Source organism: Streptomyces virginiae, from assembly GCF_040638905.1.
In the GTDB taxonomy this organism is placed as follows: Bacteria; Actinomycetota; Actinomycetes; order Streptomycetales; family Streptomycetaceae; genus Streptomyces; species Streptomyces virginiae_B.
Genome location: NZ_JBEZYV010000002.1, coordinates 197,068 through 221,992, shown reverse-complemented (window position 1 = coordinate 221,992; position 24,925 = coordinate 197,068). Strand labels below are relative to the sequence as shown.

General features: G+C 73.6%; 28 protein-coding genes. 17 read left to right on the top strand and 11 right to left on the bottom strand.

Annotated elements, in window-relative coordinates; all coding sequences use genetic code 11:
• Positions 1-552: 552 nt before the first annotated feature.
• The 3 genes from AB0F82_RS04505 to AB0F82_RS04495 are packed head-to-tail and all read left to right on the top strand — an operon-like array spanning position 553 to position 4,114.
• Positions 553-2,229, top strand: coding sequence for an FAD-dependent oxidoreductase (locus AB0F82_RS04505; protein WP_362623936.1), 1,677 nt, complete (start codon positions 553-555; stop codon positions 2,227-2,229).
• A complete protein-coding gene (locus tag AB0F82_RS04500; RefSeq protein WP_362623933.1) occupies positions 2,226-3,764 on the top strand; it encodes an ATP-binding protein in 1,539 nt (512 codons plus the stop codon). Before AB0F82_RS04505 ends, AB0F82_RS04500 begins: the two co-directional genes overlap by 4 nt.
• Complete coding sequence (locus AB0F82_RS04495; protein ID WP_356814371.1) at positions 3,761-4,114, top strand: UBP-type zinc finger domain-containing protein; 354 nt, start codon at positions 3,761-3,763, stop codon at positions 4,112-4,114. Before AB0F82_RS04500 ends, AB0F82_RS04495 begins: the two co-directional genes overlap by 4 nt.
• Before the next feature lie 221 nt (positions 4,115-4,335).
• On the opposite strand, the gene AB0F82_RS04490 is transcribed toward AB0F82_RS04495, so the two are convergent.
• Positions 4,336-5,364 carry a helix-turn-helix domain-containing protein gene (locus AB0F82_RS04490; RefSeq protein WP_362623930.1) on the bottom strand — a complete coding sequence of 343 codons (1,029 nt, stop codon included), beginning with the start codon at positions 5,362-5,364 and terminating at the stop codon, positions 4,336-4,338.
• A 358-nt stretch (positions 5,365-5,722) separates the two neighbouring features.
• Between AB0F82_RS04490 and AB0F82_RS04485 the strand changes: the two genes are divergently transcribed.
• Positions 5,723-6,802, top strand: coding sequence for a MerR family transcriptional regulator (locus AB0F82_RS04485; RefSeq protein ID WP_362623928.1), 1,080 nt, complete (start codon positions 5,723-5,725; stop codon positions 6,800-6,802).
• 43 nt (positions 6,803-6,845) lie between these two features.
• Here AB0F82_RS04485 and AB0F82_RS04480 read toward each other — a convergent pair whose 3' ends face one another.
• Positions 6,846-7,997: a DUF418 domain-containing protein gene (locus AB0F82_RS04480; RefSeq protein WP_362623925.1), complete on the bottom strand. Its 1,152-nt coding sequence runs from the start codon at positions 7,995-7,997 to the stop codon at positions 6,846-6,848.
• A 345-nt stretch (positions 7,998-8,342) separates the two neighbouring features.
• On the opposite strand from AB0F82_RS04480, the gene AB0F82_RS04475 reads away from it, so the two are divergent.
• From AB0F82_RS04475 to AB0F82_RS04440, 8 genes are all read left to right on the top strand, one after another.
• On the top strand, positions 8,343-9,383 hold the full coding sequence (locus AB0F82_RS04475; protein WP_362623923.1) for an NUDIX domain-containing protein: 1,041 nt from the start codon (positions 8,343-8,345) through the stop codon (positions 9,381-9,383).
• 78 nt (positions 9,384-9,461) lie between these two features.
• Positions 9,462-10,001, top strand: a complete 540-nt coding sequence (locus tag AB0F82_RS04470) for an SRPBCC domain-containing protein (protein ID WP_356814376.1) — start codon at positions 9,462-9,464, stop codon at positions 9,999-10,001.
• Between the two features lie 135 nt (positions 10,002-10,136).
• A complete protein-coding gene (locus AB0F82_RS04465) occupies positions 10,137-10,646 on the top strand; it encodes a hypothetical protein (protein ID WP_362623920.1) in 510 nt (169 codons plus the stop codon).
• 4 nt (positions 10,647-10,650) lie between these two features.
• Positions 10,651-11,295: a GNAT family N-acetyltransferase gene (locus AB0F82_RS04460; RefSeq protein ID WP_362623917.1), complete on the top strand. Its 645-nt coding sequence runs from the start codon at positions 10,651-10,653 to the stop codon at positions 11,293-11,295.
• 145 nt (positions 11,296-11,440) lie between these two features.
• Positions 11,441-11,677, top strand: coding sequence for a hypothetical protein (locus tag AB0F82_RS04455; protein WP_362623916.1), 237 nt, complete (start codon positions 11,441-11,443; stop codon positions 11,675-11,677).
• Positions 11,674-12,177, top strand: coding sequence for a hypothetical protein (locus AB0F82_RS04450; protein ID WP_362623914.1), 504 nt, complete (start codon positions 11,674-11,676; stop codon positions 12,175-12,177). Before AB0F82_RS04455 ends, AB0F82_RS04450 begins: the two co-directional genes overlap by 4 nt.
• A gap of 155 nt (positions 12,178-12,332) precedes the next feature.
• Positions 12,333-12,623, top strand: a complete 291-nt coding sequence (locus tag AB0F82_RS04445) for a hypothetical protein (RefSeq protein WP_362623911.1) — start codon at positions 12,333-12,335, stop codon at positions 12,621-12,623.
• 125 nt (positions 12,624-12,748) lie between these two features.
• Positions 12,749-13,510, top strand: a complete 762-nt coding sequence (locus AB0F82_RS04440) for a GNAT family N-acetyltransferase (RefSeq protein ID WP_356814382.1) — start codon at positions 12,749-12,751, stop codon at positions 13,508-13,510.
• Between the two features lie 56 nt (positions 13,511-13,566).
• Here the strand turns inward: AB0F82_RS04440 and AB0F82_RS04435 are convergent, their stop codons facing one another.
• The gene (locus AB0F82_RS04435) at positions 13,567-15,054 is read right to left on the bottom strand and encodes a DEAD/DEAH box helicase (RefSeq protein ID WP_390078723.1); all 1,488 of its coding nucleotides are present in this window, start codon (positions 15,052-15,054) and stop codon (positions 13,567-13,569) included.
• A 43-nt stretch (positions 15,055-15,097) separates the two neighbouring features.
• Positions 15,098-15,619 carry a MarR family transcriptional regulator gene (locus AB0F82_RS04430; RefSeq protein WP_362623908.1) on the bottom strand — a complete coding sequence of 174 codons (522 nt, stop codon included), beginning with the start codon at positions 15,617-15,619 and terminating at the stop codon, positions 15,098-15,100.
• Positions 15,620-15,726: 107 nt separating this feature from the next.
• Here AB0F82_RS04430 and AB0F82_RS04425 point away from each other — a divergent pair, with 107 nt between their 5' ends.
• Together AB0F82_RS04425 and AB0F82_RS04420 are read left to right on the top strand one after the other, a co-directional pair.
• Entirely contained in the window at positions 15,727-16,104 is a 378-nt protein-coding gene (locus tag AB0F82_RS04425; RefSeq protein WP_362623905.1) for an HGxxPAAW family protein, read from the top strand.
• Positions 16,105-16,266: 162 nt separating this feature from the next.
• Entirely contained in the window at positions 16,267-16,473 is a 207-nt protein-coding gene (locus tag AB0F82_RS04420; RefSeq protein WP_356814385.1) for a cold-shock protein, read from the top strand.
• 105 nt (positions 16,474-16,578) lie between these two features.
• Here AB0F82_RS04420 and AB0F82_RS04415 read toward each other — a convergent pair whose 3' ends face one another.
• From AB0F82_RS04415 to AB0F82_RS04405, 3 genes are all read right to left on the bottom strand, one after another.
• Positions 16,579-17,163 (bottom strand): TetR/AcrR family transcriptional regulator, encoded by a 585-nt coding sequence (locus tag AB0F82_RS04415; RefSeq protein ID WP_362623902.1) that lies wholly within the window; start codon positions 17,161-17,163, stop codon positions 16,579-16,581.
• The gene (locus AB0F82_RS04410) at positions 17,160-17,513 is read right to left on the bottom strand and encodes a DUF1304 domain-containing protein (RefSeq protein ID WP_356814387.1); all 354 of its coding nucleotides are present in this window, start codon (positions 17,511-17,513) and stop codon (positions 17,160-17,162) included. The genes AB0F82_RS04415 and AB0F82_RS04410 overlap by 4 nt, the downstream gene beginning before the upstream one ends.
• A gap of 145 nt (positions 17,514-17,658) precedes the next feature.
• Positions 17,659-17,997, bottom strand: coding sequence for a thioredoxin family protein (locus tag AB0F82_RS04405; protein ID WP_356814388.1), 339 nt, complete (start codon positions 17,995-17,997; stop codon positions 17,659-17,661).
• A gap of 115 nt (positions 17,998-18,112) precedes the next feature.
• Here AB0F82_RS04405 and AB0F82_RS04400 point away from each other — a divergent pair, with 115 nt between their 5' ends.
• The 3 genes from AB0F82_RS04400 (at position 18,113) to AB0F82_RS04390 (ending at position 20,282) form a co-directional block, all read left to right on the top strand.
• Positions 18,113-18,382, top strand: a complete 270-nt coding sequence (locus AB0F82_RS04400) for a hypothetical protein (RefSeq protein ID WP_356814389.1) — start codon at positions 18,113-18,115, stop codon at positions 18,380-18,382.
• 241 nt (positions 18,383-18,623) lie between these two features.
• Positions 18,624-18,980 carry a YciI family protein gene (locus AB0F82_RS04395; RefSeq protein ID WP_030654218.1) on the top strand — a complete coding sequence of 119 codons (357 nt, stop codon included), beginning with the start codon at positions 18,624-18,626 and terminating at the stop codon, positions 18,978-18,980.
• A gap of 81 nt (positions 18,981-19,061) precedes the next feature.
• Entirely contained in the window at positions 19,062-20,282 is a 1,221-nt protein-coding gene (locus AB0F82_RS04390; RefSeq protein WP_362624396.1) for an RNA polymerase sigma factor, read from the top strand.
• Between the two features lie 21 nt (positions 20,283-20,303).
• On the opposite strand, the gene AB0F82_RS04385 is transcribed toward AB0F82_RS04390, so the two are convergent.
• The 4 genes from AB0F82_RS04385 to AB0F82_RS04370 all read right to left on the bottom strand — a co-directional run bounded on the left by AB0F82_RS04385 (position 20,304) and on the right by AB0F82_RS04370 (position 24,902).
• On the bottom strand, positions 20,304-21,785 hold the full coding sequence (locus AB0F82_RS04385) for a condensation domain-containing protein (protein ID WP_362623897.1): 1,482 nt from the start codon (positions 21,783-21,785) through the stop codon (positions 20,304-20,306).
• 24 nt (positions 21,786-21,809) lie between these two features.
• On the bottom strand, positions 21,810-22,268 hold the full coding sequence (locus tag AB0F82_RS04380; RefSeq protein WP_362623894.1) for a hypothetical protein: 459 nt from the start codon (positions 22,266-22,268) through the stop codon (positions 21,810-21,812).
• Between the two features lie 115 nt (positions 22,269-22,383).
• On the bottom strand, positions 22,384-23,892 hold the full coding sequence (locus AB0F82_RS04375; RefSeq protein WP_362623891.1) for a hypothetical protein: 1,509 nt from the start codon (positions 23,890-23,892) through the stop codon (positions 22,384-22,386).
• A gap of 74 nt (positions 23,893-23,966) precedes the next feature.
• The gene (locus AB0F82_RS04370) at positions 23,967-24,902 is read right to left on the bottom strand and encodes a LysR family transcriptional regulator (protein WP_362623889.1); all 936 of its coding nucleotides are present in this window, start codon (positions 24,900-24,902) and stop codon (positions 23,967-23,969) included.
• Positions 24,903-24,925 lie beyond the last annotated feature (23 nt).

Here is a 24,925-nt window from a genome sequence, read left to right as displayed (position 1 = left end):
GGTGGTGCGGCCCTGCGCGGCGGGAGCGCCGGCCGGTGCGGTGGTGCGCCGGCAGCCGCCCGGCGGGGCGCCGACGCCGGTACGGCCGCGGGACCGGTCGCCTCCGGCGCCGCTTCCGCGGCCCCCACCGCCGGCAGCCGCACCAACGGCCCGGCGGCAGCGGCGGGTTCTCGCGGCTGCCCGGGCTCCTCGGCCGGCGCGGGCGCCGGCCGGGGAGCGTCCGTCGCGGGGGCGGGATGCACCGTCACGCACCCGGAGGACATGACGAGCGCGGCAAGTGTCAGGGGCAGGGCCCGGCGCAGCTGCATCCGACCACCCTGCCGCACCGGCGCCGCGCGGGCCGCGCCGATCACACGGTCGGGTGATTGCGGCCCTCCGCCCCGGAACCCTGCGGCGGCCGCCGGGGCGATCCGGCGGGCGGGCGCTCGGCGTGCACCGGGGCGCACGCTCCGTGGCGAACCGGAGCGGATCCGGTCGATCGAACATACGATGGGCGGGAACCGGCGCGTACGGCTCGCCGCGCCGCCGGACCGGGCCGCTCGTGGGAGACGCATGGCACAGCCCGCCGAACCAGCGCGGACCGTCATCCTGACCGTGGACGACGATCCCGGGGTCTCCCGCGCCGTAGCCCGTGATCTGCGGCGCCACTACGGGGCCGGGTACCGGATCGTACGCGCCGAGTCCGGCGAGTCCGCGCTCGAGGCACTGCGCGAGCTGAAGCTGCGGGGCGACCTGGTGGCGGTGATCCTGGCCGACTACCGCATGCCGCAGATGAACGGCATCGAGTTCCTCGAACAGGCCCTGCACCTGTACCCGGGCGCCCGGCGCGTGCTGCTGACCGCCTACGCCGACACCGGCGCGGCGATCGACGCGATCAATGTCGTCGACCTCGACCACTACCTGCTCAAGCCCTGGGACCCACCCGAGGAGAAGCTCTACCCGGTCGTGGACGACCTGCTCACGGCCTGGCGGTCCAGCGACTACCGGCCGGTCCCCGCCACCAAGGTCGTCGGGCACCGCTGGTCGGCGCGCTCCTCGCAGGTACGGGAGTTCCTGGCCCGCAACCAGGTCCCGTACCGCTGGTACTCCTCCGACGAGCCCGAGGGGCGGCGGCTGCTGGAGGCCGCCGGGGCCGACGGACGGCGGCTTCCCCTGGTCGTCACCCCCGAGTGCACCGTGCTGATCGAGCCCGAGGCGGCCGACCTCGCCGCCCACGTCGGGCTCGCCACGACACCGGCCGCAGACTTCTACGACCTCGTCGTGATCGGCGGCGGTCCGGCCGGGCTCGGCGCGGCCGTGTACGGGGCCTCCGAGGGACTGCGCACGGTCCTGGTCGAGCGGTCGGCGACCGGTGGACAGGCCGGGCAGAGCTCCCGCATCGAGAACTACCTCGGCTTCCCCGACGGCGTGTCCGGTGCCCAGCTCACCGAACGCGCCCGCCGACAGGCCGGCCGGTTCGGCGCCGAGATCCTCACCGCGCGCGAGGTCACGGGACTGGAGGCCAACGGCCCCGCCCGGGTCGTCCGCTTCTCCGACGGCTCGTCCGTCGCCGCGCACAGCGTCATCCTGGCGACGGGGGTGTCCTACCGGCAGCTCCTGGCGCCGGGCTGCGACGACCTGACCGGCCGCGGCGTGTACTACGGCTCCTCGCTCACCGAAGCCGCCTCCTGCCAGGGCCAGGACGTGTACATCGTGGGCGGCGCCAACTCCGCCGGGCAGGCGGCCATGTACCTCTCCCGGGGCGCCAAGTCGGTGACGCTGCTGGTACGAGGGGAGTCCCTGCGGGCCTCGATGTCGTACTACCTGATCCAGCAGATCGAGGAGGCGCCGAACATCTCGGTGCGGACCCGGACCGTTGTCGAGTCGGCCCACGGCGAGGAGCACCTGGAGCGGCTGGCCCTGCGGGACGTCGACAGCGGCGCGACGGAACTCGTCGACGCGCAGTGGATGTTCGCCTTCATCGGCGCGGCCCCGCTGACCGACTGGCTGGACGGCACGGTCCTGCGCGACGACCGCGGCTTCATCCTGGCCGGCCCCGACCTCACGCCCGACGGGCGGCCGCCCGCCGAGTGGCCCCTGGAGCGGCCTCCCTACCACCTGGAGACCAACATCCCCGGCGTGTTCGTCGCGGGCGACGCGCGCGCCCAGTCCGCGAAGCGCGTCGCCTCCGCGGTCGGCGAGGGAGCCATGGCCGTGATGCTCGTCCACCGCTACCTGGAGCAGTCATGAGCGGAACGTACGTGCACTGCGACCCGCAGGAGATCGCCTCGCTGTTCCTGTTCGAGAAGCTCACCCCGCAGCAGCTGGGGCAGCTGTGCGCCGAGGGCCGGGTGGAACGCTTCGAAGCGGGTCCGGTGTACACCGAGGGCGACCCGGCGTCCTGCTTCTACGTGATGATCGAGGGCACCGTCGTGCTGTCCCGCCGGGTCGGCGGCGACGACGTCGAAGTGAGCCGGACCTCGCAGCGCGGGGTCTACGCCGGGGCCATGCAGGCCTACCTGGGCGACCGGGTGCCCCAGACGTACACCAACTCGATGCGGGTGACCGAGCCGACCCGGTTCTTCGTGCTGCCCGGGCAGGCGTTCTCGGACTTCATGCAGGAGTGGTTCCCGATGGCCGCGCACCTGCTGGAGGGGCTCTTCTTCGGCGCGAAGAACACCCAGCGGGCCATCGGGCAGCGCGAACGGCTGCTGGCCCTCGGCTCGTTGTCCGCCGGCCTCACCCACGAGCTGAACAACCCGGCCGCGGCGGCCGTCCGCGCCACCGCGACCCTGCGCGAACGCGTCGGCAAGATGCGGCACAAGCTGGCCGTCATCGCCCAGGGCGACTACTCCCGCGAGGCGATCGCCGACCTCATCGATGTCCAGGAACGCACGGTGGAACGCGTCGCGAAAGCGACGGTGCTCAGCCCGCTGGAGGCCTCCGACCGGGAGGACGAGCTCGCCGACTGGCTCGACGACCACGGCATCGCCGAGGGCTGGCGGATCGCACCGACCTTCGTCCAGGCGGGACTGGACGTGGACTGGCTGGACCAGGTCGCGGCGGCCGTCGCCGACGACATCCTCCCGGGAGCCATCGGCTGGCTCAACTACACCGTTGAGACAGAGCTGTTGTTGGACGAGATCGACGACTCCACCACCCGCATCTCCCACCTCGTCGATGCCGCCAAGCAGTACTCGCAGCTCGACCGGGCCCCCAACCGGGTCGTCGACGTCCACGAACTCCTCGACAGCACGCTGCTGATGCTGTCCGGCAAGATCGGCCCCCGGGTGCGGGTGGTCAAGGACTACGACCGCTCCCTGCCGGACGTGCCCGCCTACCCGGCGGAGCTCAACCAGGTGTGGACCAACCTCATCGACAACGCCGTCTTCGCCATGGGGAGCACCGGCGGCGACGGCACCCTGACCGTGCGCACGGCACGGGAGGGGGAGCGGCTGCTGGTGGAGTTCCGCGACACCGGGCCCGGCATCCCGGCCGACATCCGCGGCCGCATCTTCGATCCCTTCTTCACGACCAAGCCGGTCGGCGAGGGCACCGGCCTGGGCCTGGACATCTCCTGGCGGATCGTGGTCAACAAGCACCACGGCAGCCTCCAGGTCGAGTCCGCCCCCGGCGACACCCGCTTCCAGGTCCTGCTGCCGCTGACCGCACCGGAACCTGAAAACGCCGAAAGCACCGAAAGCACCGAAAGCACCGAAAACGCCGAAAGCGCCGGCAACGCCCGGAGCGCGCCCGGAACCGAGACAGCCGAGGAGCCCGCATGACCGACATCAAGGGGATCGACCCGAGCGTCCCGCCGACCGGTACCGGCTGCGCCGACTGCGACGCGGTGGGCGGCTGGTGGTTCCACTTGCGCCGCTGCGCCCAGTGCGGCCACGTCGGCTGCTGCGACTCCTCGCCCGCCCAGCACGCCACCGCCCACTGGAAGGCCACCGGACACCCGCTGGTGCAGAGCTTCGAGCCGGGCGAGCAGTGGTTCTGGGACTACGACGGCAACGAGATGTACGAGTCCGGGCCCCAACTGGCCCCGCCGGGAGACCACCCCGCGGACCAGCCTGCCCCGGGACCGGCCGACCGGGTGCCGGAGGACTGGACGCGCCGCTTGAACCGCTGACCAGGTGGTCCCTTTCGGATCTTGCCCGGCCGACAAGATCCGAAGGAGACGACCCGGCTAAGGGCTGTCCCGTAATCCCCGGTGGATCAGCGCGCGGCGTCAGACGCGGTGCATCGCAAGGCGGAGTGGCGTGCTGATACTGGGCGTATCCGGGCGTTCCGACAACGCGGCGAGGTGCCGTGGCTGTCGTCGTGCGCCCGCCGGGGATTACGGGACAGCCCTTAGGGGGCACGGCGCAGGGCCGCGGGTGTGGTCCCGTACCAGCGCTGGACCGCCCGGCGCAGGGCGCGGGCGTCGGCGTAGCCGCTGCGGGCGGCGATCGCCTCGATGCTCAGATCGGTGGTGTGCAGCAGCCGCGAGATGTGGTCCCGCCGTACCGTCTCGACCTCCGTGCTCCACGTGGTGCCGTGTTCGTCGAGGCGGCGCTGGAGGGTCCGCGGGCTGACGGCCATCCGCCGCGCCACGGTGGCCAGGGCCGGGGCGGCTTCGTCCTGGACGGAGGTCAGGGCGCTGCGGAACAGGTCCAGCCAGTCGCGCAGCGGTACCGCCGTGGCGAGGGTCTGGTCGGCGTGCCGCCGCAGCACGGCCGACAGGCCGGGCTGGGCGTGCGGCGCCGGTGCGGTCAGATCGGCGGTGCGGAAGGTGAGGGAGCTGACCGGGGCCTCGAACTCGATGTTGCGGGTGCCGTAGAGCTCGATCAGCGCGTCGTGCCGCCGGGGTGCCTCGGCGGCCAGCGCCACGTGGAGGGGAACGAGACGCCGCTGCGCGGCTTCGCCCAGGCGGCGCAGGTACAGGCCGAGCGCGCAGGCGCGGACGGCGCAGGCCGCCTCGTGGGCCAGATCGGCCCGGTTGAGGTGGCTGAGGGTGACACGGTCCCCGTCCTCGGCGATCCGCAGGTCGTCCGTGCTGGTGTCGAGGACGGTGGCGAGGTAGACCCCCGCGTCCCGGATCCCTTCGAGGGGAGTGGGCGCGGAGGTGATCAGGTAGTCCCAGACCCCGAGGCTCCCGACGGCCGACTGCTGCGCCATCAGCAGGGACACCTCGGTCCAGTGAGCCTGGGCGGTCGCCAGTTCCGCGATGCGGATGCTCGTGACGACGGGGGGCCGGCACAGGTCGTCGTTGAGGTGCTCGGGTGCCATGCCCAGCAGGTGCGCGTACCCGGTCGGGGGTATGCCGAGCAGGCGTGCGGCATTGACGTTCAGGCGGGTGAGGGCGGAGGACGTTGTCCCCGGGTGCGCATGCGAGACCACAGGGGGTGAGCATAGACGCAGCGCGCAATGCCAGCCGGTCGGCGCAGTTTGGGTCCCGATGTCCCCAATACGGCGTGGAGGGTCCCCCCGTGGCGCGTTCGGTCCCCTTGCTGACGTCTGCTGCCATGGGTCGAGCAGGCCGTCCGGCCCTAGCGTTGTGATCGTCCTCGCAGGGTGCCCCGGCACCCGGAGGCGCACGGGAGGTCCCGTCCGGATCGGAGCCCCCCCACGGGGGTGGGGGGCTCGGGATCCCCGGCCGCGGGATCACCGCCCGCGCCCTCTCACAGGCCCCACGTCCGGACCGCCGTTTGACCCTCGACCTGGTGGAGGGCGCAGAGTTCCGGGTGTGGAGAACGAAATGCGCAGCATCGGCGAGATGGCCAGGGACAGCGGACTGGGCGTGAGTGCTCTCCGGTTCTACGACGGTGCCGGCGTGCTGGTCCCGGCCCGGGTGGATCCGGCCAGTGGCTACCGCTGGTACGGCCCCGAACAGCTCGACGAGTCACGGGTGCTGGCCCGGCTGCGCCGGGCGGGCATGCCGTTGGCGGACATCCGCCTGGTGCTGGCCGGCTGGTCCGGTGCGGACACCGATCTGGTGCGGGGCCTGCTCCAGGCGCATCTGCGCCGTCTCGAAACGGGGCTGGCGAATGCCCGCGACGAGTTCTCCGCGGTCCGAGCACTACTCGAACGCAGGGAGAACCGCATGACTTCGCTCCGCACCGCCACCGTCGGGCTCACCGCCCGCGCACCAGAGCTCGCAGAGGCGCTGGACGCCGTGCGTTTCGCCGCCTGCACCGACCCGGAACTGCCGGTGCTCGGCGGTGTCCTGTTCGACATCGACGGCGAGGAGCTCCGGGTCGTGGCCACCGACCGGTACCGGATGGCCGTCGCACGGGTCGTGACCGCCGGATACGGGGGACCCCGTGTCCAGGTCGTCGTGCCGTCCCGGCTCACGGACGCGATGCGGGCCCTGCTCGGTGACGACGCCGCCGTCCGGCTCACCGTGGACGGCGACCGCGTGGCCCTGCGGACGGAGGGCCACGAAGCGGCCGGCCACTGCCTCGACCACGACTTCCCCGACTACCGCCGCCTCGTGCGCCTGCCCGCGGGGCGCCGTGCCCGCGTCGACGTCCCGGCGTTCCGGCACGCGGTGGAAACCGGCCCCGTCCGCGAGAGCGAGGTGCGCGAGCCGGACGGCGCGCCTTGCGACATCAGCGTGCTCGAGGTGGTCGACGGCGTGGTGACCGTCTGCGAGGACGGCCGTGACGGCCCGGACCAGGTCGCCGTCAACCGCACGTTCCTGCTGCAGGCCCTCGCCGCAGCCGGCCGCGAAGAGCTGGTCGTCGAGGCCGGGGCCCCCACGGCGCCGCTGGCGATCCGCCGGACCGACACCGAGCAGGCCTTCTCGATCCTGATGCCCGTCCGCCTGCACGACTGACGGGCACGACCGACGCGCACGGCTACGGACGCCGCGCCCGGCGCTATGCCCGGCCGCCGACCTGCGTGGCCAGCCGCAGGGCGTGCTCCACCGGGCCGCGGCGCAGCGGGCTGTCCGCCCAGATCCGCTGCCAGACCCAGGTCAGCGCCAGCGCCGCGCCGCTGAAGACGATCCACGCCGACCAGGACGCGGCGCCGTGCGCCGGGCCGGCCAGGACCAGCGCGTGGACGACGTACGCGCTCAGCGCCATCGCCCCCAGCACCGTGAGCGGCCGCAGCAGGCGGGCGCCGGCCGCGTGCCGCGCGGCGAGTGCGCACAGGCCGACGAGGGCGCACCCCACGCCCGCGTTGCCCAACGTCTCCAGCGGGGTCTGGCTGTAGGGGTCGGCCAGCAGCAGCCAGTCCCACGAGGTGCTGGGCACGGCGCCGAACTGGCTGCTCAGCACCTCCCGTACGGGGTCGGCGGTGGCCATTGCCTCCGGGTGGTGGACCGCTATCGCCTCCAGCAGCCGCTGCCGGGTCCCGAAAACGTGGCCGGCCAGCCAGGCGGAGCCGTACCCGGCGACCGCGGCCGCCGTGCCCCACACGGCCATCCGCCGGGCCGTCACCCGCTCCCGCACGTCGCACAGGCGGGCGAGGGCCATCCCGGCCAGGACGTACGGGAAGTACGTGGCCAGCGGATACGCCCCCGTCAGCAGCAGCTCGCACACCACCGCCCCCAGCCCCGGCCAGCTGGTCAGATCCCCGGCCTCGGGGACCAGGCCGCGCCCGGACGACCCGTACCCGAACAGCGGACCCAGCAGGAACGACAGCAGCGGCCCCACCACGACCGACGCACCCGCAACGGCGGTGAGCACCGGCGTGGAGAGCCGGGTGAAGGGCTCGGCGGCCAGGAAGTACACGGCGAAGAAGGCCAGGATCACCAGGATCCCGGGCCACAACGAGGCAAGGTACAGGCCGAGTACGGCCAGGACGGCGCAGCGGATCAGCAGGGGACGCCACCGCGCCGCCCAGCCCTCGGGGCGCCGCGCGGGGTCCGTGCCGCGCTGCGCGAGGACCAGGGAGAAGCCCGCGAGGAGGGTGAAGAGGGCCGGGGCGCGGCCGTCGGCGGCGACGAGCAGGTAGCCGGCGCCCTCGGGCTGCGGGCTGGGGCCCACGTGCACGGCGAACATGCCGAGGACGGCGATGCCGCGCACGGCGTCCACCCCGGCCAGCCGCCCGGAGCCGCCGCCGGTCCGGCTGCCCGCCGTCGCCCCCGTCCCGGCACCTGCCCCCGTTCCTGCCCCAGCCCCAGCCCCTGTTCCCACCGCTGTCCCCGCCACTGCCGTTCCCGCTCTGAAGTTGGTCGGACCGGCGGTGTTCATGCCGCCAGTCCGCTCCGGCACGGTACCAACGGCGACATAACCAAGTAATAAGGAGGTATAGCGGTGGCAAAGCGGGTCCTCGCCCCCGGCTGTACGGCCCGCCGTAACCCGCGGGCCGTGCCCGCTGTTGCACAGGCGGCGGGTCCATACGGGTCCACCCAGGTGAACGGAGCCCCGATGCCGCAGCTGACCGACGACAGCGCGACCGACGACAGCGCGACCGACGACCGTGAGTGCGGCGCCGGCACCTGGATGACCCCGGAGGAGTACGGCGCCTCCCGGGCCGCGGTCTGGACCGCGGCCGTCGTCCTCGTCACCGACACCGACGGCCGGATCCTCCTCCAGAGCGTCGACTACCGCGCCGACCGGATGCTCCCCGGCGGGGCGATCGACGCCGGCGAGGCGCCGTCCGCGGCGGCCGCCCGGGAGCTGCGCGAGGAGCTCGGCGTCGACGGCCGCTACCCGCGCGGTCTGGCCGTGGACTGGATCCCCGCCGACACCCCCGGCTTCCCCCCGGAGATGCGGTTCCCCGGCGAGATCCTGCACGTCTACGACGGCGGGACCTGGACACCGGACCGGATCGACGCCGTCCGGCTCCCGGCGCAGGAGATCACCGGCATCCACTTCGCCGAGCCGGCCGACCTGCCCGCCCTGATGGACCCCGGCGACGCCCGCCGTGCCCTGTCCGCGCTGCGCGCCCGCATCAACGGCTCCGGCGCCGCCCTCCTGGAGGACGGCCGCCCCACCGCACCGACCGCCCTCGACCGGCTCGGTGTGCTCCGCGCGCGCCGGATCCCGCAGCGCGGTGCCTGGCAGGGCGGCCCGGTCCCCGCGCAGCGGCCCGTGCACGACCTCTCCGGCTGGCTGTTCGCCCCCGACGGCCGGGTCCTGCTCCTGATCGCCCGGGCCACCGGCGCCGCCCACCTCCCGCCCCCGGCCGCCGCGACCGCCACGGGATCCGCCCCGCTCGGCTACCGCCACGGCGAGGAGGGCGCGCACGCCCGCGTCGCGGCTCGCCTCACCGGCCTCCCGCCGGCCACGGATCCGGCGTACGCCCGCCTGCTGGCCACCCCGGAGCAGGTCCGCGAACTGAGCGACTGGGGCCCGGCGGGCGAGGACGAGCTCACCGCCGTCCACGCGGCCCGCACCCGTCTGGGCCTGCCCGCACCGGCCCGCACCCCGCTCACCGAACTCCCCCAGGAGGGCCTGCGCTGGTGACCGGCCGAAGGGACCGCCCGCCACCGCCGTGACCGTGAAATCCGTCGTCCGCGGTCCGCGGTCCCGCAGCATGGGGCCATGAGCGACAGCGCGATCACCTACACCCTCTACATCCAGGCCGATCCCTCCCGGGTCTGGCAGGCCCTCACCGACCCCGCCTTCACCCGCCGGTACTGGGGGCTCAGCTTCGAGACCGACTGGTCGGTGGGCTCGCCGATGGACTGGATCGAGCGGGGGAATCGCACCAGCGACCCCGGCCAGCTCGTCCTCGGCTGCGTCCCCGACCGCCTGCTGTCCTACACCTGGCACACCTTCAGCCCGCAGTGGGCCGCCGCGGTCGGGATCGACGAGGAGCTCCGGTCCGAGCTGGCGAAGGAGCCCCGCACGAAGGTGACGTACGAGATCGAGCCGGTCGGCGACACCCTCGCACGGCTGACCATCCTCCACGAGGGCTTCCAGCCGGGTGGCACCCTGATCGGCATGTGCGGGCGGGCCTGGCCGATGCTCGCGTCGAGCCTCAAGACCCTGCTGGAGACCGGCGCGCCACTGCCCGAGCCGCAGCACGAGACCAGCCAGGGGGCCGGCGGGTACGAGGCGCACGAGACCCGCGAGGGCTGATCCGCGGCACGGAGAGCCGGCGGGCGCGGGCGGTCGCCCGGAGCCCGGCCCTCCGTACTGCTCGTCCGCCCCACCCGAACTGCCGCGTACCGCACCTGAGATCATGTGTACGGACCACGAATCAGGAGCGCAGACTTGGCACTCGCACACCACCGCGTCGTCGTCACCGCCACCGGACACGTCCGCGACGGGATCATGGCGCAGGGCCACGACGCCGACCGCGTCCACGCCTGCGCCTACGCCTCCGCACACGCCTGCGACCTCACCGACCCGGCCCCCGTGAGGGAGTTCGCAGCCGCGGAGGCCGCCGGCACGGACGTGGTCGACGTACTCGTCCGCAACGGCTCCCGCTACCAGCACGGCACCGACCTGCTGTCCGCCTCCGACGAGGACGGCGTCGACGCCCTCGCCCCCGGCGCCGCGGGCACCGTACTGGCCACCAAGGCGTTCCTGCCGCACCTGCAGCAGTCGGCCGAGCCGGACACCCTCGCCCTGGTGTCCGGCTGCGGAGGGGCCGGCCACGACCGGTCCGACGCCCACGACGCCCACGACGTCCACGATGCCTTCTACGCCGCCAGGAGCGCGCAGGCCGGCCGGCGGTCCCGCGACTGCTTCATCAAGTCCTTCCGCTTCGAGGAGGTCTGACGGCATGGGCAGTACGCTGACCCAGATCTTGGACGCGGCGGCCGAAGGCCGGTTCCCGCCACCCGATGGCGGCACGACCGTGGTTCCGCAGGAACACCGCCGCGACGCGGGCGTCCTCGCCTTCACCGCGCATTCCGTCGTGTTCACCGACGAGGACCCGGAGTGGGTCCTGGCCACCCTCGCCGCCCTGGACTGCGACGCACTGGCCGCCACCATGAACCCCCGCTTCCTGGCCGCGCTGCTGGACCGCACCGGACGCCGGACCGACACCATCGACCTGCTCACCGTCGCCGGCCCGCTGCCCGGCCGGCCCGCGCTGGAGCTCCGGGAGACGACGGACCCCGACCATCCGCGCGTACGCAGGGCCCTGCGCCGCCGTCACGACGTACGGGTCTGGTCGGCCGACGGGGGAGTCCTCGTCCTCGGCCGCGGCGTCGCGGGCCGCTGGGAGGCGGCCATCGAGGTCGACGAGGACGTCCGGCACCGCGGGCTGGGAAGGGAACTGGCCCGCGCCGCCCGCCACCTCGTCCCCGGCGGACAGCCGGTCTGGTCCCAGCAGGCCGCCGGCAACGCGCGCAGCATCCGCGCCTTCCAGGCGGCCGGCTACCGGCCGGTCGGCGCGGAGGCCCTGATGGCGCTCCCCTCCTGACGGCGCCCTGCGAAGTCCAGGCCCAGCAGGTACCGGACGAGAGTGCCGAATGCGATCCGGCACCCTGACCACCGGCCCTCTACGGCGGTCGTGTGGAATGGGTGCCATGCGGAGAGGCAAGAAGCAACGGCGACCCGCCATAGGCATGCCGACGGGGGTTCTGGTCCTGCCGGTGGTGGGGGGCTGGGCGATGTCGATCACGGGTGTCGGCTGCGGTCGGCCCGACCCGTCCGTCGTCGACGCCGCACAGGCCAAGGACATCGCCGCCGCGACCGTGGCCGGCATCGCACGCCGCCATCACGGGCGGACCGTGCGGACCGACTGGGAGCCGCTCGCAGACGGCGGCTGGGCGGGACACGTCCGCGAGGACGTCGCCCCATGAGCCTCCCCGCCCCCGACTCCGACACGCCCCCCGAGCACTGGCGCTACGCCCGCCACCTCGAAGCGCTGGCCGCGACGCCCGGCGAGACCGTCGAGGCGGAGGTCGTGGCCGCCGTCCTGCGCGACCCCGACCGCGTGATGGCCGAGAGCGCGGTCGTCACCCACCTCGACCGCCGGGCGGCGGGCCTGCTCGCCGACGAAGGGTTCACCGCCTGGGCGCGGGCCATGTCCGGCGTGCTCGCCGACCGCGCCTTCCCCGAGCGCCGGCTGCGGGAGTGGAGCCTGCTCAAGGCGGTCAGCTGCGGCGAGCCCTGGGCCGCCGCCGAGCTGACCGGCGCGTCCGACTGGTGCCAGCGCACCGCGGTCCGGCTGCTCGGCTCGTACGAGGCCCTGGAGCTGCTCGCCGCGGACGCCCGTACCCGCCGCGTCCGCAACGCCGCCGCCGAGCGCCTGCGCAGACGGCCCGTCGTCCCACGATTCGAACTGAAGGACGCCCCCTGAAAGAGCGCTCTGTCCTGACAAGGTCCTTTGATGGCTCGTGGTCTCAAACGTGTGAGGATCGTGCTGTGTGCGCCTGCATCTTGAGCAGTGGCGCGCATGACGGCGCAAGGTCGAGTGGGGGTTCTGGAGTGTTCGCGGGGAGAACGGCGCGGCTGGTGGTCGGCAACGACGGCGAGGACCTGCTGGAGCTGACCGTGGAGCCCTGGGCGGACATCCACCGGATCCAGCCGAAGGAGACCTGCATCCTGGTCACCCACTCGCCCGCGGGAGAAGGTACTTGGGGTGGGACGTTCTCTGGCAACGAGCCGTTCGAGGTCGAGCATCGGCCCGATTCGATCACGGTGTGGGCCTACGGCCACTGCTTCCACCTCAGCGACAGGGAGGGTAATCCGATCTGCGCGAACGAGTACGGGGGCGGTTGCCCTGCCCAGAACCCGGCCGCCTGAAGGGTGCTTCGGGAGTCGTTGGCCGGCTCGCGGTGCTGCGTTGTCATGTGCTCAGGTGTCGCGTCACGCTGACCCGCGCGTCCTCGCCCCTCCGGGGATTACGGGACAGCCGTTAGGCTGCCCGGATGACCAGCGCGCACCTCTCCCGCATCAACCGCTTCATGGCGGCCTTCGCCCGCCGCCAGGCGGCCCGTACCGTCGGGCTGCCCGGAGGGTTCGCCGCCTACGACGACGCCTTCGCGCAGTCCCGCGCGAACAACCAGGTCGTCATCGACGCGGACGTCGACCCCGAGGCGCTCCCCGCCATCGCTGAGGAGGCCCTCGGCCACCTGCCGCACCGCCTGGTCTCCGTGCTCGACGACGAGACCGCGCGGGCGTGCGCCGGACCGCTGGTCCACGCCGGCTACACCCACTCCACCTATCTGGTGATGCTCCACACCGGCCAGGTGCCGGCCAGGGCGGCCGCTCAGGAGGTGGGCCTCGACGCCCTGCGCGGCCCGCTGACCACCCGCTGGCGCGGCATCCTCCCGGACGTCGACGGCGAGGTCGTGCGCCAGCTCGTCGACCGGCGCGAGGCGCGCCTGCGCGGCGCCGACGACGTCCGCTTCATCGGCTCCCGCACGGAGGGCGGCGAGGTCGCCTCCTGGGCCGACCTCTACCTCGATCCCGCCGCCGGTACGGCCCAGATCGAGGACCTGATGACCTCGGAAGCCCACTGCCGCCGCGGCCACGCGGGCGCTGTCGTGGACACCGCCCTGCACCTGGCCGCGGAGGCGGGCTGCGAGACCCGCTTCCTGACCGCCGACGCGACGGACTGGCCGCGCCACTGGTACGAGCGCCGCGGCTTCCACGTCATCGGCCACTCCCACGCCTTCGAACGCGGCTGACCCGCCGGCCGGGGCCGACCGCAGGCCTGTAGCGGCGCGGCGGGCCCGCCGGGGGCTCAGATGCCGCGGCGGACCCTCGCCGCGCGGCGGGCCTCGGCCTGCTGACGGGCCTCCAGCGTCTTGCGGGACTCCTTGCCCTTCCCGGGCCGCCCCGGCCGGGTGCCGATGCCGCGGAAACCGAGCTCCGTACCCGACGGCCTGCCCGTGGCGTCGGTCGGCGCGGAGCCGGCCAGCGGCACCCCGGAGGGGGCCTTCGCGCCCGTGATCCGGCTGAGCGCCGCCTCGCCGGAGCGCACCTGCGTGATCGTGGGCCGGATCCGTGCGTCGGACAGCAGGCGGACCATGTCCCGGCGCTGGTTCGGGGTGACGAGGGTGACGACCCGGCCGGACTCGCCGGCCCGGGCGGTGCGGCCGCCGCGGTGCAGGTAGTCCTTGTGGTCGGCCGGCGGATCGACGTTGACGACGAGGTCGAGGTCGTCGATGTGGATGCCGCGCGCCGCGACGTTCGTCGCGACCAGCACGGTGACGGCCCCGGCCTTGAACTGGGCCAGGGTCCGGGTGCGCTGCGGCTGCGACTTGCCGCTGTGCAGCCCCTCGGCCCGTACGCCCATCGCGCGCAGGTGCTTCACGAACTGGTCGACCCCGTGCTTGGTGTCGAGGAACATCAGCACCCGGTTGTCACGGGCCGCGATCTCGGTCGCCGCCGAGACCTTGTCGGCCGCGTGGATGTGCAGCACGTGGTGGTCCATCGTCGTCACCGCACCCGCCTGCGGGTCGACGGACGAGGAGACCGGGTCCTTCAGGTACCTGCGGACCAGCTGGTCGACGTTGCGGTCCAGGGTCGCCGAGAACAGCATCCGCTGGCCCGCGTGGTGCACCTGGTCCAGGATCTCCGTGACCTGCGGCATGAAGCCCATGTCGCACATCTGGTCGGCCTCGTCGAGCACGGTGATCCGCACCCGCTCCAGGTGCACGTCGCGCCGTCCGACCAGGTCGCTGAGCCGCCCCGGGGTGGCCACGACGACCTCGGCCCCGGCCCGCAGGGCGCTCACCTGCCGGCCGATGGACAGCCCGCCGACCACCGTGGCCATCCGCAGCCGCAGGGCCGCCGCGTACGGCTCCAGCGCCTCGGTCACCTGCTGCGCCAGCTCGCGCGTGGGTACGAGGACCAGCGCCAGCGGGCGCTTCGGATCGGCCTGCCGGCCCGCCGTCCGCGCGAGCAGCGCCAGGCCGAAGGCGAGGGTCTTGCCGGAGCCTGTCCGGCCGCGCCCGAGGACGTCACGCCCGGCGAGGGCGTTGGGGAGCGTCGCGGCCTGGATCGGGAACGGCTGCGTCACCGACAGGGAGGCCATGGTCTCCGCCAGCTCCACGGGCAGGTCGAGCTCGGAGAACGACTCCACCGGCGCCAGCGCCGGCGACTTCGGCTCGGGCATCGCGAACTCACCCTGCGGCCCGAGGCTCCGGGGGGCCTTGGCGGCGGTCTTGGAACCGGCCTTGGCACCGCCCTTCACACCGAAGCGCCCATGAGCTGACGGGTTCCTCATGCAGGACCTTTCGAAGTACGGAGAGAAGAAGGAAAGGAGATGGTCAACCGCCCATGGTACCAGCGGGGTGCGGACCCGCCGGGGCGTCCAGTTCGCCGGAGCGCACCTGGGCGCAGTGGGCGCGGACCTCGGTCGCCGCACGCTCGAACCAGTCGGCGATCACGGCGATCTCATCGGGGGTGTAGTCGGCGAACAGCGCCCCCAGCCGGTCGTAGAACGGCTGGTAGACGGCGAAGACCCGGGCGGCCGCGGCAGGCTCCGCCACCACCCGCACCCGGCGCCGGTCGGCGGGGTCGGGCATGCGCCGCGCGTATCCGGCCTTTTCGAGGCGGTTGAGCACGCCCGTGACGGCGCCGGTGGTCAGGTCCACCAGTTCGGCCAGGTCACCGGCGGCCAGGGGGGTCTCCCCGGCGCCCAGGACGTGCCCGAGGCAGGTCAGGTCGGTGACGTTGAGGCCCAGCCGCTGCGCCACCTCCTGCTGGCCGACGATGCCGAGGGCGACGAACTGGTCCATGCGCGAAAGCGCCTCCGCGGCCGTGGCCGCGGGGCGGGGCTTGCCCTGCACGCAAATACTCCTTAGCATCTAAGTTACTTAGCGAGTGAGATACTTACCTTGCGAAATAAGCATCTCCCCTTCTGAGCCTACTGCTGCCCCTCCGACCAGGGAGAACCATGAGCGCGCACGGTCACGTCGACCTCGGCCACACGGTGGCCGGCTGGACCGGCACCACTTTGGCCCTACTGGGCTTCGCCGGAGCGGGAGCCGCTCTGTGCGCGGGGTGGGCTCCCGGGATCCTGATCGGCCTAGGGGTCGTGGTCCTGGCCGGGCTCGTCACCTGGCTGCTGCACCTCGCCGGGTGGGGCAAGCCGAGCGGCCCCCGCCCGGAAGCCGAATGGGACTGGCGCGTCCGGGACCCCGCGGCCCGCACCGGGCACGCCGACTGCCTGGGCTGCCGCGTCGCCGGACCCCGCCGGGCCGTTCCGGCCGCCGCCGGATCCCGCTCTCCGGCGGTGCTGCCGGTCGCGGAAGAGGGGGCGCTGACCCCGTAGGAGCGGGGCGGGCCCCCGTATCGCGGACAGGGCGGCCGCAAGTTCGAATATGCGACGCGCCCCCGGTTGGCCGCGTCCGGCGTGTGCTGTGGGGGAGCTTTGGGCAGGATCGAGACGGCCGCGTGTGCGGCCCGCAGTGGACCGTTGTGAAGGATCAGCAAGATGGCAACAGGTGTCGTGAAGTGGTTCAACTCGGAGAAGGGGTTCGGCTTCATCCAGCAGGACGACGGCGGTCCTGATGTGTTCGTGCACTTCTCCGCGATCCAGGCCACGGGCTTCAAGTCGCTGGAGGAGAACGCGCGGGTCGACTACACCGTCACCCAGGGCCCCAAGGGTCCCCAGGCCGACAACGTGGTCCCCATCGGGTAGCCGCCACCACGAGCCGTGCCGCTAAACGGAACCCCGCCGGTCCACCGGCGGGGTTCTCCGCGTCCCGCGTCTGTCGCGTGCGGGGCCGGTCGCGTCCGCGGCCTGTCACCTGCCGGACTGTCCCGGCCCGACGGCCCGGTGCAGGGCAAGGAGCAGCCGCCACAGGGCGTCGGCCAGCGCTGCCGGATCCGACGGGATCCCACCGTGCAGCCAGTCCGCGAGCACCCCGGTGAAGGCCGCGGCGACCGCCGAGGCGGCGAGCTCGGGCTGAGGGGCGCCCACCGCCGCGCGTTCGGCGCGCGCGCGGGCGCGCAGCTCCCGGTGCAGGCGGTCGCCGAGCGGGCCGCCGCCGCCGGGGAGCAGCAGGGTCCGGTAGAGCGGCGCCCGCTCCGCCGCCCCCGCCAGGAACTCGGCCAGTGCCGCCGGAGGGCGGGCCGGGGGGAGGGGTGAGGGGCCGGGCTGCCAGGCGTGCAGGGCGTCGACCGCCGCGTGCACGACGTCCGCGCACGCGTCGACGGCGAGCGCCGTGAGGTCCTCGTAATGCAAGTAGAACGTGGCGCGGCCGACGCCCGCCCGGCGGACCACCGCCGAGACGCTGACCTCGGCGAGCGGCCGGTCGGCGCACTCGGCCAGCAGGCTCTCGCGCAGCCGCGCCTTCGTCCGGGCCGTGCGCGGATCCTCCGGGCTCATGCGGCCAGCAGCGCGGCGCCGAGCGCGAGGCCCCCCGGTACGGCCTGGGCGATCAGGATCCGGCGGTTGGCGGTCGCGGCCCCGAACACGCCGGCCACGACCACGCACACGAGGAAGAAGACCTGCGTGGCGAGCGAGCCGATGACCAGCCCCCAGACCAGGCCGGCGGCGAGGAAGCCGTTGTAGAGGCCCTGGTTGGCGGCGAGCGGCGCGGTCAGCCGGGCGGTGTCCGCGTCGAACCCCGACAGCGCCCGGCCCGGTGGCCGCTGCCACAGGAACATCTCCAGGACCAGGAAGTACGCGTGCAGCGCGGCCACGAGGCCGATCAGGATCTGAGCGACCGTCTGCATGGCCGTCTCCACTTCGGGCGTAGGGGACAGGGGAAGCAGTTTCCTGGACAACTGTACAGGAAGTCCCGTGGCCGGCCCCGTCGCTCCGCGCGGGGGCAGACCCGCGACCCCGCTCCGAGCCGCCCGGCCGGCACGCTCCCCGGAGTCAGAGGTGGGAGTCGAGGAACGCCCGGAACTCCTCGCGGCTCATCGGGCCCGCCTGGCTGGCGACCGCCTCGCCCTCCTCGATGAGCACGGCGGTCGGCGCACCGGTCACGCCGTAGCGCCTCGTCGCCCCGGGGCAGCGGGTCATGTCGGTGCGGACGGCGGTGAACCGCGTCCCGTACTCCCGTGCCAGCTCGCCGACGACCGCGTCCATCGCACGGCAGGCCTCCACCGCCTTGGGCCAGGTGCCGCAGAAGTAGGCGAGGACGGGTCCCGTCGTCATCGACAGGACGAAGTCGAACTCCTCGTCCTCCTGTGGCCGGTGCACCCCATGTGCCATGCGTGACGCTCCTCGCTCGTGCGCCCCTCCGCCGGGAGCGCGGCACCCATCATCGCCGCCGTCCGGGCGGGCGGCCGCCGGGCCGTTGTCAGTGCCGCCTGTGAAGCTGATCAGCATGGACGACAGGATGCTCCGGCGCCGGGTCTACGGCGCCGACCACGACGACCCCGACCCCGGCCCGCGCTCCGGCCACGTCTACGGCGAACTCGTCGGCGGCCCGCTCGACGGGCTGCTCCTGGACATCACGGGCTGGAGCGCGCGCCGGCTCGACGAGGAGGCCCGCCTCCCCACGGAGATAGGACGCTACGGCGCAGGCGGCCGGGCCCACTACCGCCGCAGGGCGGGGGACCCGGGGCACTGGGACTGGACCGGCGACAGCCGCTGACCGGCCCCGTCGCAGGCCCCGCGCACCGCCCGCACCGCGCGCCCCGCGTCCGCCGCACCGCCCGCCGGGCGTCCTCGCACCGCCCGCCGGACGTCCGTCGCACCGCCTGCCGGAGTCCCCCGGTGGCCACCGCGAAAAATTCCTCGAAGTATTTCCGGACAGCTGTCGATCCGGGCGCCTCCCGTTCGACGCAAGGGTGAGAGGCGGGGAAGGACCCCGCCCCCGCGACCGAGGAGTCACCATGCCGCGCTTCCTGACGATGATCCGCATCAACGAGCAGGACCTTCCCCCCAACGAGTTCCCGCCGGAGTTCGAGCAGCGCATGGGCGCCCTGCTGGAGGAGATCACCAAGGCCGGTGTCATGCTCGACACCGCGGGACTGCTCCCCACCTCCGAAGCGACCCGTCTCAGCTGGTCCGGCGGGAAGATCAGCTACACGGACGGCCCCTTCACCGAGACCAAGGAGGTCGTCGGCGGCTACTCCCTCAGCCAGTGCAAGGACAAGGCGGAGGCCATCGAGTGGACCAGGCGGTTCCTGGAGATCCACCCGGCGGAATGGAACGTCAGCGCCGAGGTCAGGGAGATCCAGGAGATGTGATCCGGGGAGGGGGGTCCCGCCCGCTCGTGCCGCGTTTGCCCTGCCTCGTCACGGCTGCTCTGATGGGTGGCCGTGACGGCAGTGGATACGGCCCGGGCGGTCGAAGCGGTGTTCAGGATCGAGTCGGCGCGGATCATCGCCGGCGTCACCCGCATCGTGCGGGACGTCGGCATCGCCGAGGAGATCGCACAGGACGCCCTCGTCGCCGCCCTCGAGCAATGGCCCGAGTCGGGTGTCCCGGACCGTCCGGGCGCCTGGCTCATGGCGACGGCCAAGCACCGCGCGATCGACCTCGTCCGCCGCAAGGAGACGTACGCGCGCAAGCTCGCCGAGGTCGGCCGGACCCTGGAGGACGAACCGCCGCCCCCGGAACCGGCCGAACCCGACGACATCGACGACGACCTGCTGCGCCTGGTCTTCACCGCCTGCCACCCCGTCCTCGCGACCGAAGCCCGCATCGCGCTCACCCTGCGCCTGATCGGCGGACTGACGACCCAGGAGATCGCCCGCGCCTTCCTCGCCTCCGAGAGCACGGTCGCCCAGCGCATCGTGCGCGCGAAGCGGACCCTGGCCAAGGCCGCGGTGCCCTTCGAAGTCCCCTCCGGGGCCGACCGCGAGGCACGGCTCTCCTCGGTCCTGGAGGTCATCTACCTGGTCTTCAACGAGGGCTACTCGGCCACCTCCGGGGACGACCTGGTCCGGCCCGCCCTCTGCGAGGACGCCCTGCGCCTGGCCCGCGTGCTGGCGGCCCTCATGCCCGAGGAGGGCGAGGTTCACGGCCTCGCCGCGCTGCTGGAGTTCCAGGCGTCCCGCATCGCCACCCGAACCGGGCCCGACGGCGAACCGGTGCTGCTCGCCGACCAGAACCGGGCGAGGTGGAACCGCCTGCTCATCGCCAGGGGCGCCCGGGCGATGAGCCGGGCCGGCAGCGGCCCGTACGCCCTCCAGGCCGCCATCGCCGGCTGCCACGCGGCCGCCGTCCGCTACGAGGACACGGACTGGGCCGCGATCGCCACCCTCTACGGGCGGCTGGTCCAGCTGACCCCCTCACCGGTGGTGGAGCTCAACCGGGCGGTGGCGGTCTCGATGGCCGAGGGACCGGCGGCCGCCCTGCCGCTCGTCGACGCCCTGGCACAGGAACCGGCCCTGAACGCCTACCACTTGCTGCCGAGCGTACGGGGCGACCTGCTGGAGCGCCTCGGCCGGCCGCGCGAGGCCCGGGCCGAGTTCGAGCGCGCGGCCTCGCTCACCCGCAACGAGCGGGAACGCACCCTGCTCCTGCGGCGCGCGGCCCGCCTCTGAGCCGCGCTCAGGAGCTCCGGCTCAGCCGCGCCGCGCGAACGCGGCCACGTCCAGCGGCGTCCCCCGTACCGGCCGGCGCTGCGGCGTCAGGGCGACGGGCCTGCGGAAACCGCCGGAACGGGCAACCTCCTGGACCGTCAGCCGGAGCGCCTCCTGGAAGTCGCTCATCGTCCGGCGGGCCGCGGGGGTGTCGACGTAGATGGAGTTCATGTGCAGGCCGTCCGTGTCGCGTTGGAACCACGAGCAGGCACCGTTGGCCCGCGCCGACCACACGTGGGTGGTGGGCCGCCACTCGTCGTGGCGCTCGGCGCCCGGGCACTTGCGCATGTCGATGTACGAGAAGAAGTTCACCGGGTACGGCCACGAGCGGGCGGCGAACTCCTCGGGCGCCAGCAACTCCCACGCCCGGACGAACGGCACGTCGAGATGGCTCATCATCTCGGTGAACCCGGCCCGGACGGAGGCCATCACCTGGGTGAAGTCCCGACCGGGCGAGGCGTCGAATTCGATCGGCAGGGTGTTGACGAACCAGCCCACCGAATTCGTCCAGGTGCTCCGGCCGCGTTCGCTGACCGGCATGAAGCCCCGGTAGACGCCCGGCCCGCCGGCGTCGCGCAGACACACGGCCACCGAGCCGAGCACGCCCATGAACGGCTTGCCGCCGACCGACAGGCAGGTCTTCTCGAAGACCTCGGCCTCACCGGCGTCCAGCAGCATCGACGCCTCGTTGACGATGGGGTACATACGGCCCGTCTCCACGCCGAGATCGAGGGGGAAGCGCGGGAAGAACTCGCCGGCGGGCCCCATGAAGGCCTTCCAGTAGTCCAGACGGCCGTCGCGGGCGTCGATGGCCAGGTAGCGGCGGCGCTGCTCCTCGGCGAAGTCGAGATAGCTGGGCGCGGGCGGCAGTTCGACGGCCTCGCCGCGGCACAGGCCCTCGTAGGCGGTCAGGACCTCGCGGGCGACGATGGGCATCGACATGCCGTCGCAGACGATGTGGTCGAAGGCCAGGTAGACGGTAGCCGAGTCCTCGCGGACCACCGCTCCCATGATGAACAGCGGCCAGGACAGGGTGTCGATGCTCCGCTTGAACCGTTCGACGAGGAAGTCGCTCAGCACGCCCGCCTCCTCGAAGGTGCCCACGTGCTCGGGGTCGAGGGTGAGCGTGGCGGGGGCGAAGGGCTCGCAGGCCACCTCACCGGCCAGCCGCCGGAACGCGCAGCGCAGGACCTCGTGCCGCTGGACGAAGGAGAGCAGGGCCTGGGCCAGGGCCCGTTCGTCCATCGGACCGGTCACCTCGAAGGTGACCGCGACCCAGGACGCGACGGGGTCGTCGGCGGCCCGGCTCTCCTCGGCGACGGTGAAGTGCTTGTCCTGGTTGAAGGACGCTTTCCGGCTCGCCGGATCGCCCGGCCCGTCGACTTCCGCCGCGGTGGACCTGAGCCGCCACTCGACCACCCTGCCGGGTGCCACGTGGTGCATCTCCAGAGGAAACTGCCGCATACCGCCATCCCTTCGCCCCCCGAGTCAACCCCCAGGCCCTAACGACCCCCGGCCCGGGGAGGTGACGGAATCACCCTGCGGGGCGGGAGGGCGAGAGGAGTCGGCCGTGCGCCTGCGCAGTACGGCCTCGAAGAGGGTCCAGCCGTCGATCTCCATGCCCGACGGGCCGTCGGGACGCCACCCGAGGGCCCGGGCCTCCTCCATCAGGGCCCGGACGGTACCGGGTTCGTGCAGGTACAGGGACTCGCTCGTGGTGAAGGACACCTCCCCGGAGACCATCGGGTAGCCGGTCGGGACCAGCCTGCCGGGGCCCTCCCGGAAGACGATTCGCAAGTGCCCCCGAGCCCCTGTCAGGTGGACGGTGAGCGTCTCGCAGCAGTCGCGGTCGGGGCCGCCCGGTCTGCTGTGGGAGTGGCGCACCGACCGCGTGTAGGCGTCCCCGTCCACGACGATGCGCCGGGCCTTGCGGGGATTGCGTGGCATCCGCGGCTCCTTCCTGGGATGTCCGGGTGACCCGAGGCCGAGATCCTCGTGTGATCACGTACCGGGGGGCAGCCTACGAAGCCCCGGTCACCGGCCACATCCGCAATTGCGGCGCCTATTCGGTGTGAAGGGCCACGGCGATCGTCATCCGTCGCGCCATCACGGCGGGCGGCAGTGAGGGGTTGCCGGCTGCCGCCTCCACCACCTCCCGCTCCGGATCGTCGAGCAGTTCGACGACGACCGCCGCCGGGAGCGCCGGGTGGGCGGCGGCGCGCACCCGCGACTTCCCGTCGGCCAGGCAGGGCAGCAGCGCCTCGGCGGTCGCGTTCGGGTGCGAGGCGATCTCCCGCAGCGCCCGCCGTACCGGCGGCTCGTGCCGGGCCAGCTCCGCCAGTAGGTCCGCGGGCGCGTCCGGGTTGGCCGCGACCCCCGCGAGGACCTGTGCACCGTGCAACGCCACCATGGCTCGCAGCCGGCCCGGCGACAGCCCCGGGTGCGGGGCCACGGCCTTGGCCACCGAGGCGTCCGGATCGGCTGAAAGCGCGTCGCGCAACTCCGGCGGCAGGTCGTGCCGCTGCCCCACGAGCCTGCGTACGCGCCCGTGCGCCGATGCGGCCGCCTCCTTGAGCTCCTCCCCGCTGGCGGCGGAGATCCGCGGCAGCGGATGCGGGCCCAGGCGGGTCGTGGGGGTCAGCTGCGCCAGCAGGTCGAACGGCACCCGGGGATGCTGCGCCACGGCCCGCCGTACCTCGACGTCGGGGTCGGCGGCCAGGAGGCGGCTCACCTTGGGGCCGGTCCCCGGGTTCCGCGCGACCGAGGCCCGTACCCCGGGCACGGGGTCCTCGGCGAGGCGCGCGTAGACGTGTCCGGGCAGACCGGGGTGTTCGGCGACGGCCCACCTCAGGAGCGTCGAGGGATGTTCCGCGAAGGCGGCCGCGGCTGCCGGGGGAGTGGCGGGGTTGGACAGGGCGCGTTGCCACGTCTCCTGGAGGGTCGAGCCGTGCGACCCGTCGCATTCGGCGCCGGGCAGCAGGTCGCAGTCGGTGTTGGGGCAGTAGGGGTGGTGGGTGAAGGGTGTCTCCCGGCTGTCGCAGACCAGGCAGGACCGGGCGGGCTCCAGGCCGTCGCCGGTGAGCAGGGCGGCCAGCGCGGCGGGAGGTACGGTCTCGTTGCAGGCCACCGCCCGTCGGACCTCGGCGTGCGGGTGCCGTGCGAGGCGGGCCGCCACCGGTGCGGACGTCGTCCGCAGCGCGAGTTCGGCGGCCACACCGGGGTCGGGGTCGGCCGCCAGGGCGTCCTCGACCTCCGGGGGCAGCCCGGGGCAGGAGGCGAGCCGCCAGCGCAGCGACGGGTCCGGGGCCGCGGCGAACCGGCGGGCCCACTGCGGAAGGCCCCGGCCCTCGTCGAGGAGCGCGAGGGCAGCGAGGGGCCACAGGGCGGGGTCCACGTCGGCGGCGTTCAGAAGGCCGTCGCGGGCGCGCCGCGTGACGGTGTCCTCGTCGCGCGAGGCCAGGGCCGCCACTTGGGCGGGGTCGAGGTCGGTGCGCTCGGCCAGGTGCCAGAGCAGCACGTCGACGAAGTGGCCGGAGGGGTCGAAGCGGTCGGACGGTTCGGGTGTCGCCACGGCCAGCGTGATCAGCCGGTCGACCAGCTCGGGCGGCAGGGCGGGATTGGCGGCGAGGCCGCACAGGAGGGGGTTCAGGAACGGGCTCCGGTCTGCGGGGCGGTGGCTGTGGTGGCTGTGGCGGCGGCGGACGCCAGGGCTTCGGCCAGTGCCTCGGTGCGGGGGTTCGCGCGACGCCGGCGCGGCAGGACCAGGCCGATGTGCCGGGCGGGACGCGGGGGTTCGACACGGACCGCGACCGACTCCGGGGCGCCGGCCAGCGCGACCTGGGGCACGAGCGACACGCCGACCCCCGCCGCGACGAGTGTCTGGGCGAAGAAGTAGTCGGTGGTGGAGGCCCCCACGCGCAGGTCGAAACCGGCGAGCTCCGCGTATCGGCGCAGGAACGCCTCCGTCTTGAGGCAGCCCAACACCCACCGGTCGGCGGACAGCTCGCCCAGGTCCACCGAGGACCGGTCGGCCAGGCGGTGGCCGCGCGGCAGCACCACCCACAGCGGGTCCTCCGTCAGCGGCCGCCAGTCGAGGTCCCGGCGCCCACCGGGCCCCACCGGCGGCGGCCCGTCGAAGTGGTAGGCCAGAGCGAGATCCGCAGCGCCGCCGCGCACCATCGGCACGGCGTCCTCCGGTTCGCTCTCCAGCACCGTCAGCTCCACCTCCGGATGTGCTTTCACGAACCGGGAGAGCGCCCCCGGCAGCAGATGCCGGCCGCCACTGGTGAACGTGGCGACGGTGAGCCGCGGCCGCTCCTGCGTCAGCCGGTCGATCGCACGGCGCACCTGGTCCAGCTCGGCGGTGATCGTCTCCGCCGCCTCGACGAGCAGCCGGCCCGGCTCCGTGAGCGTGACACCGCGGGTGCTGCGGAGCGCCACCGGATGGCCGAGGGTGCGTTCCAGCGCCGCGATGTGCTGGGAGACGGCCGACGGGGTCAGCAGCAGGGCTCCGGCCGCCTTGTTGAAGCTGCCGTGTTCGGCCACCGCACGCAGGACGCGCAACCGCTGCACATCGATCATCAGTTTTCCTTACGACCCGTTCA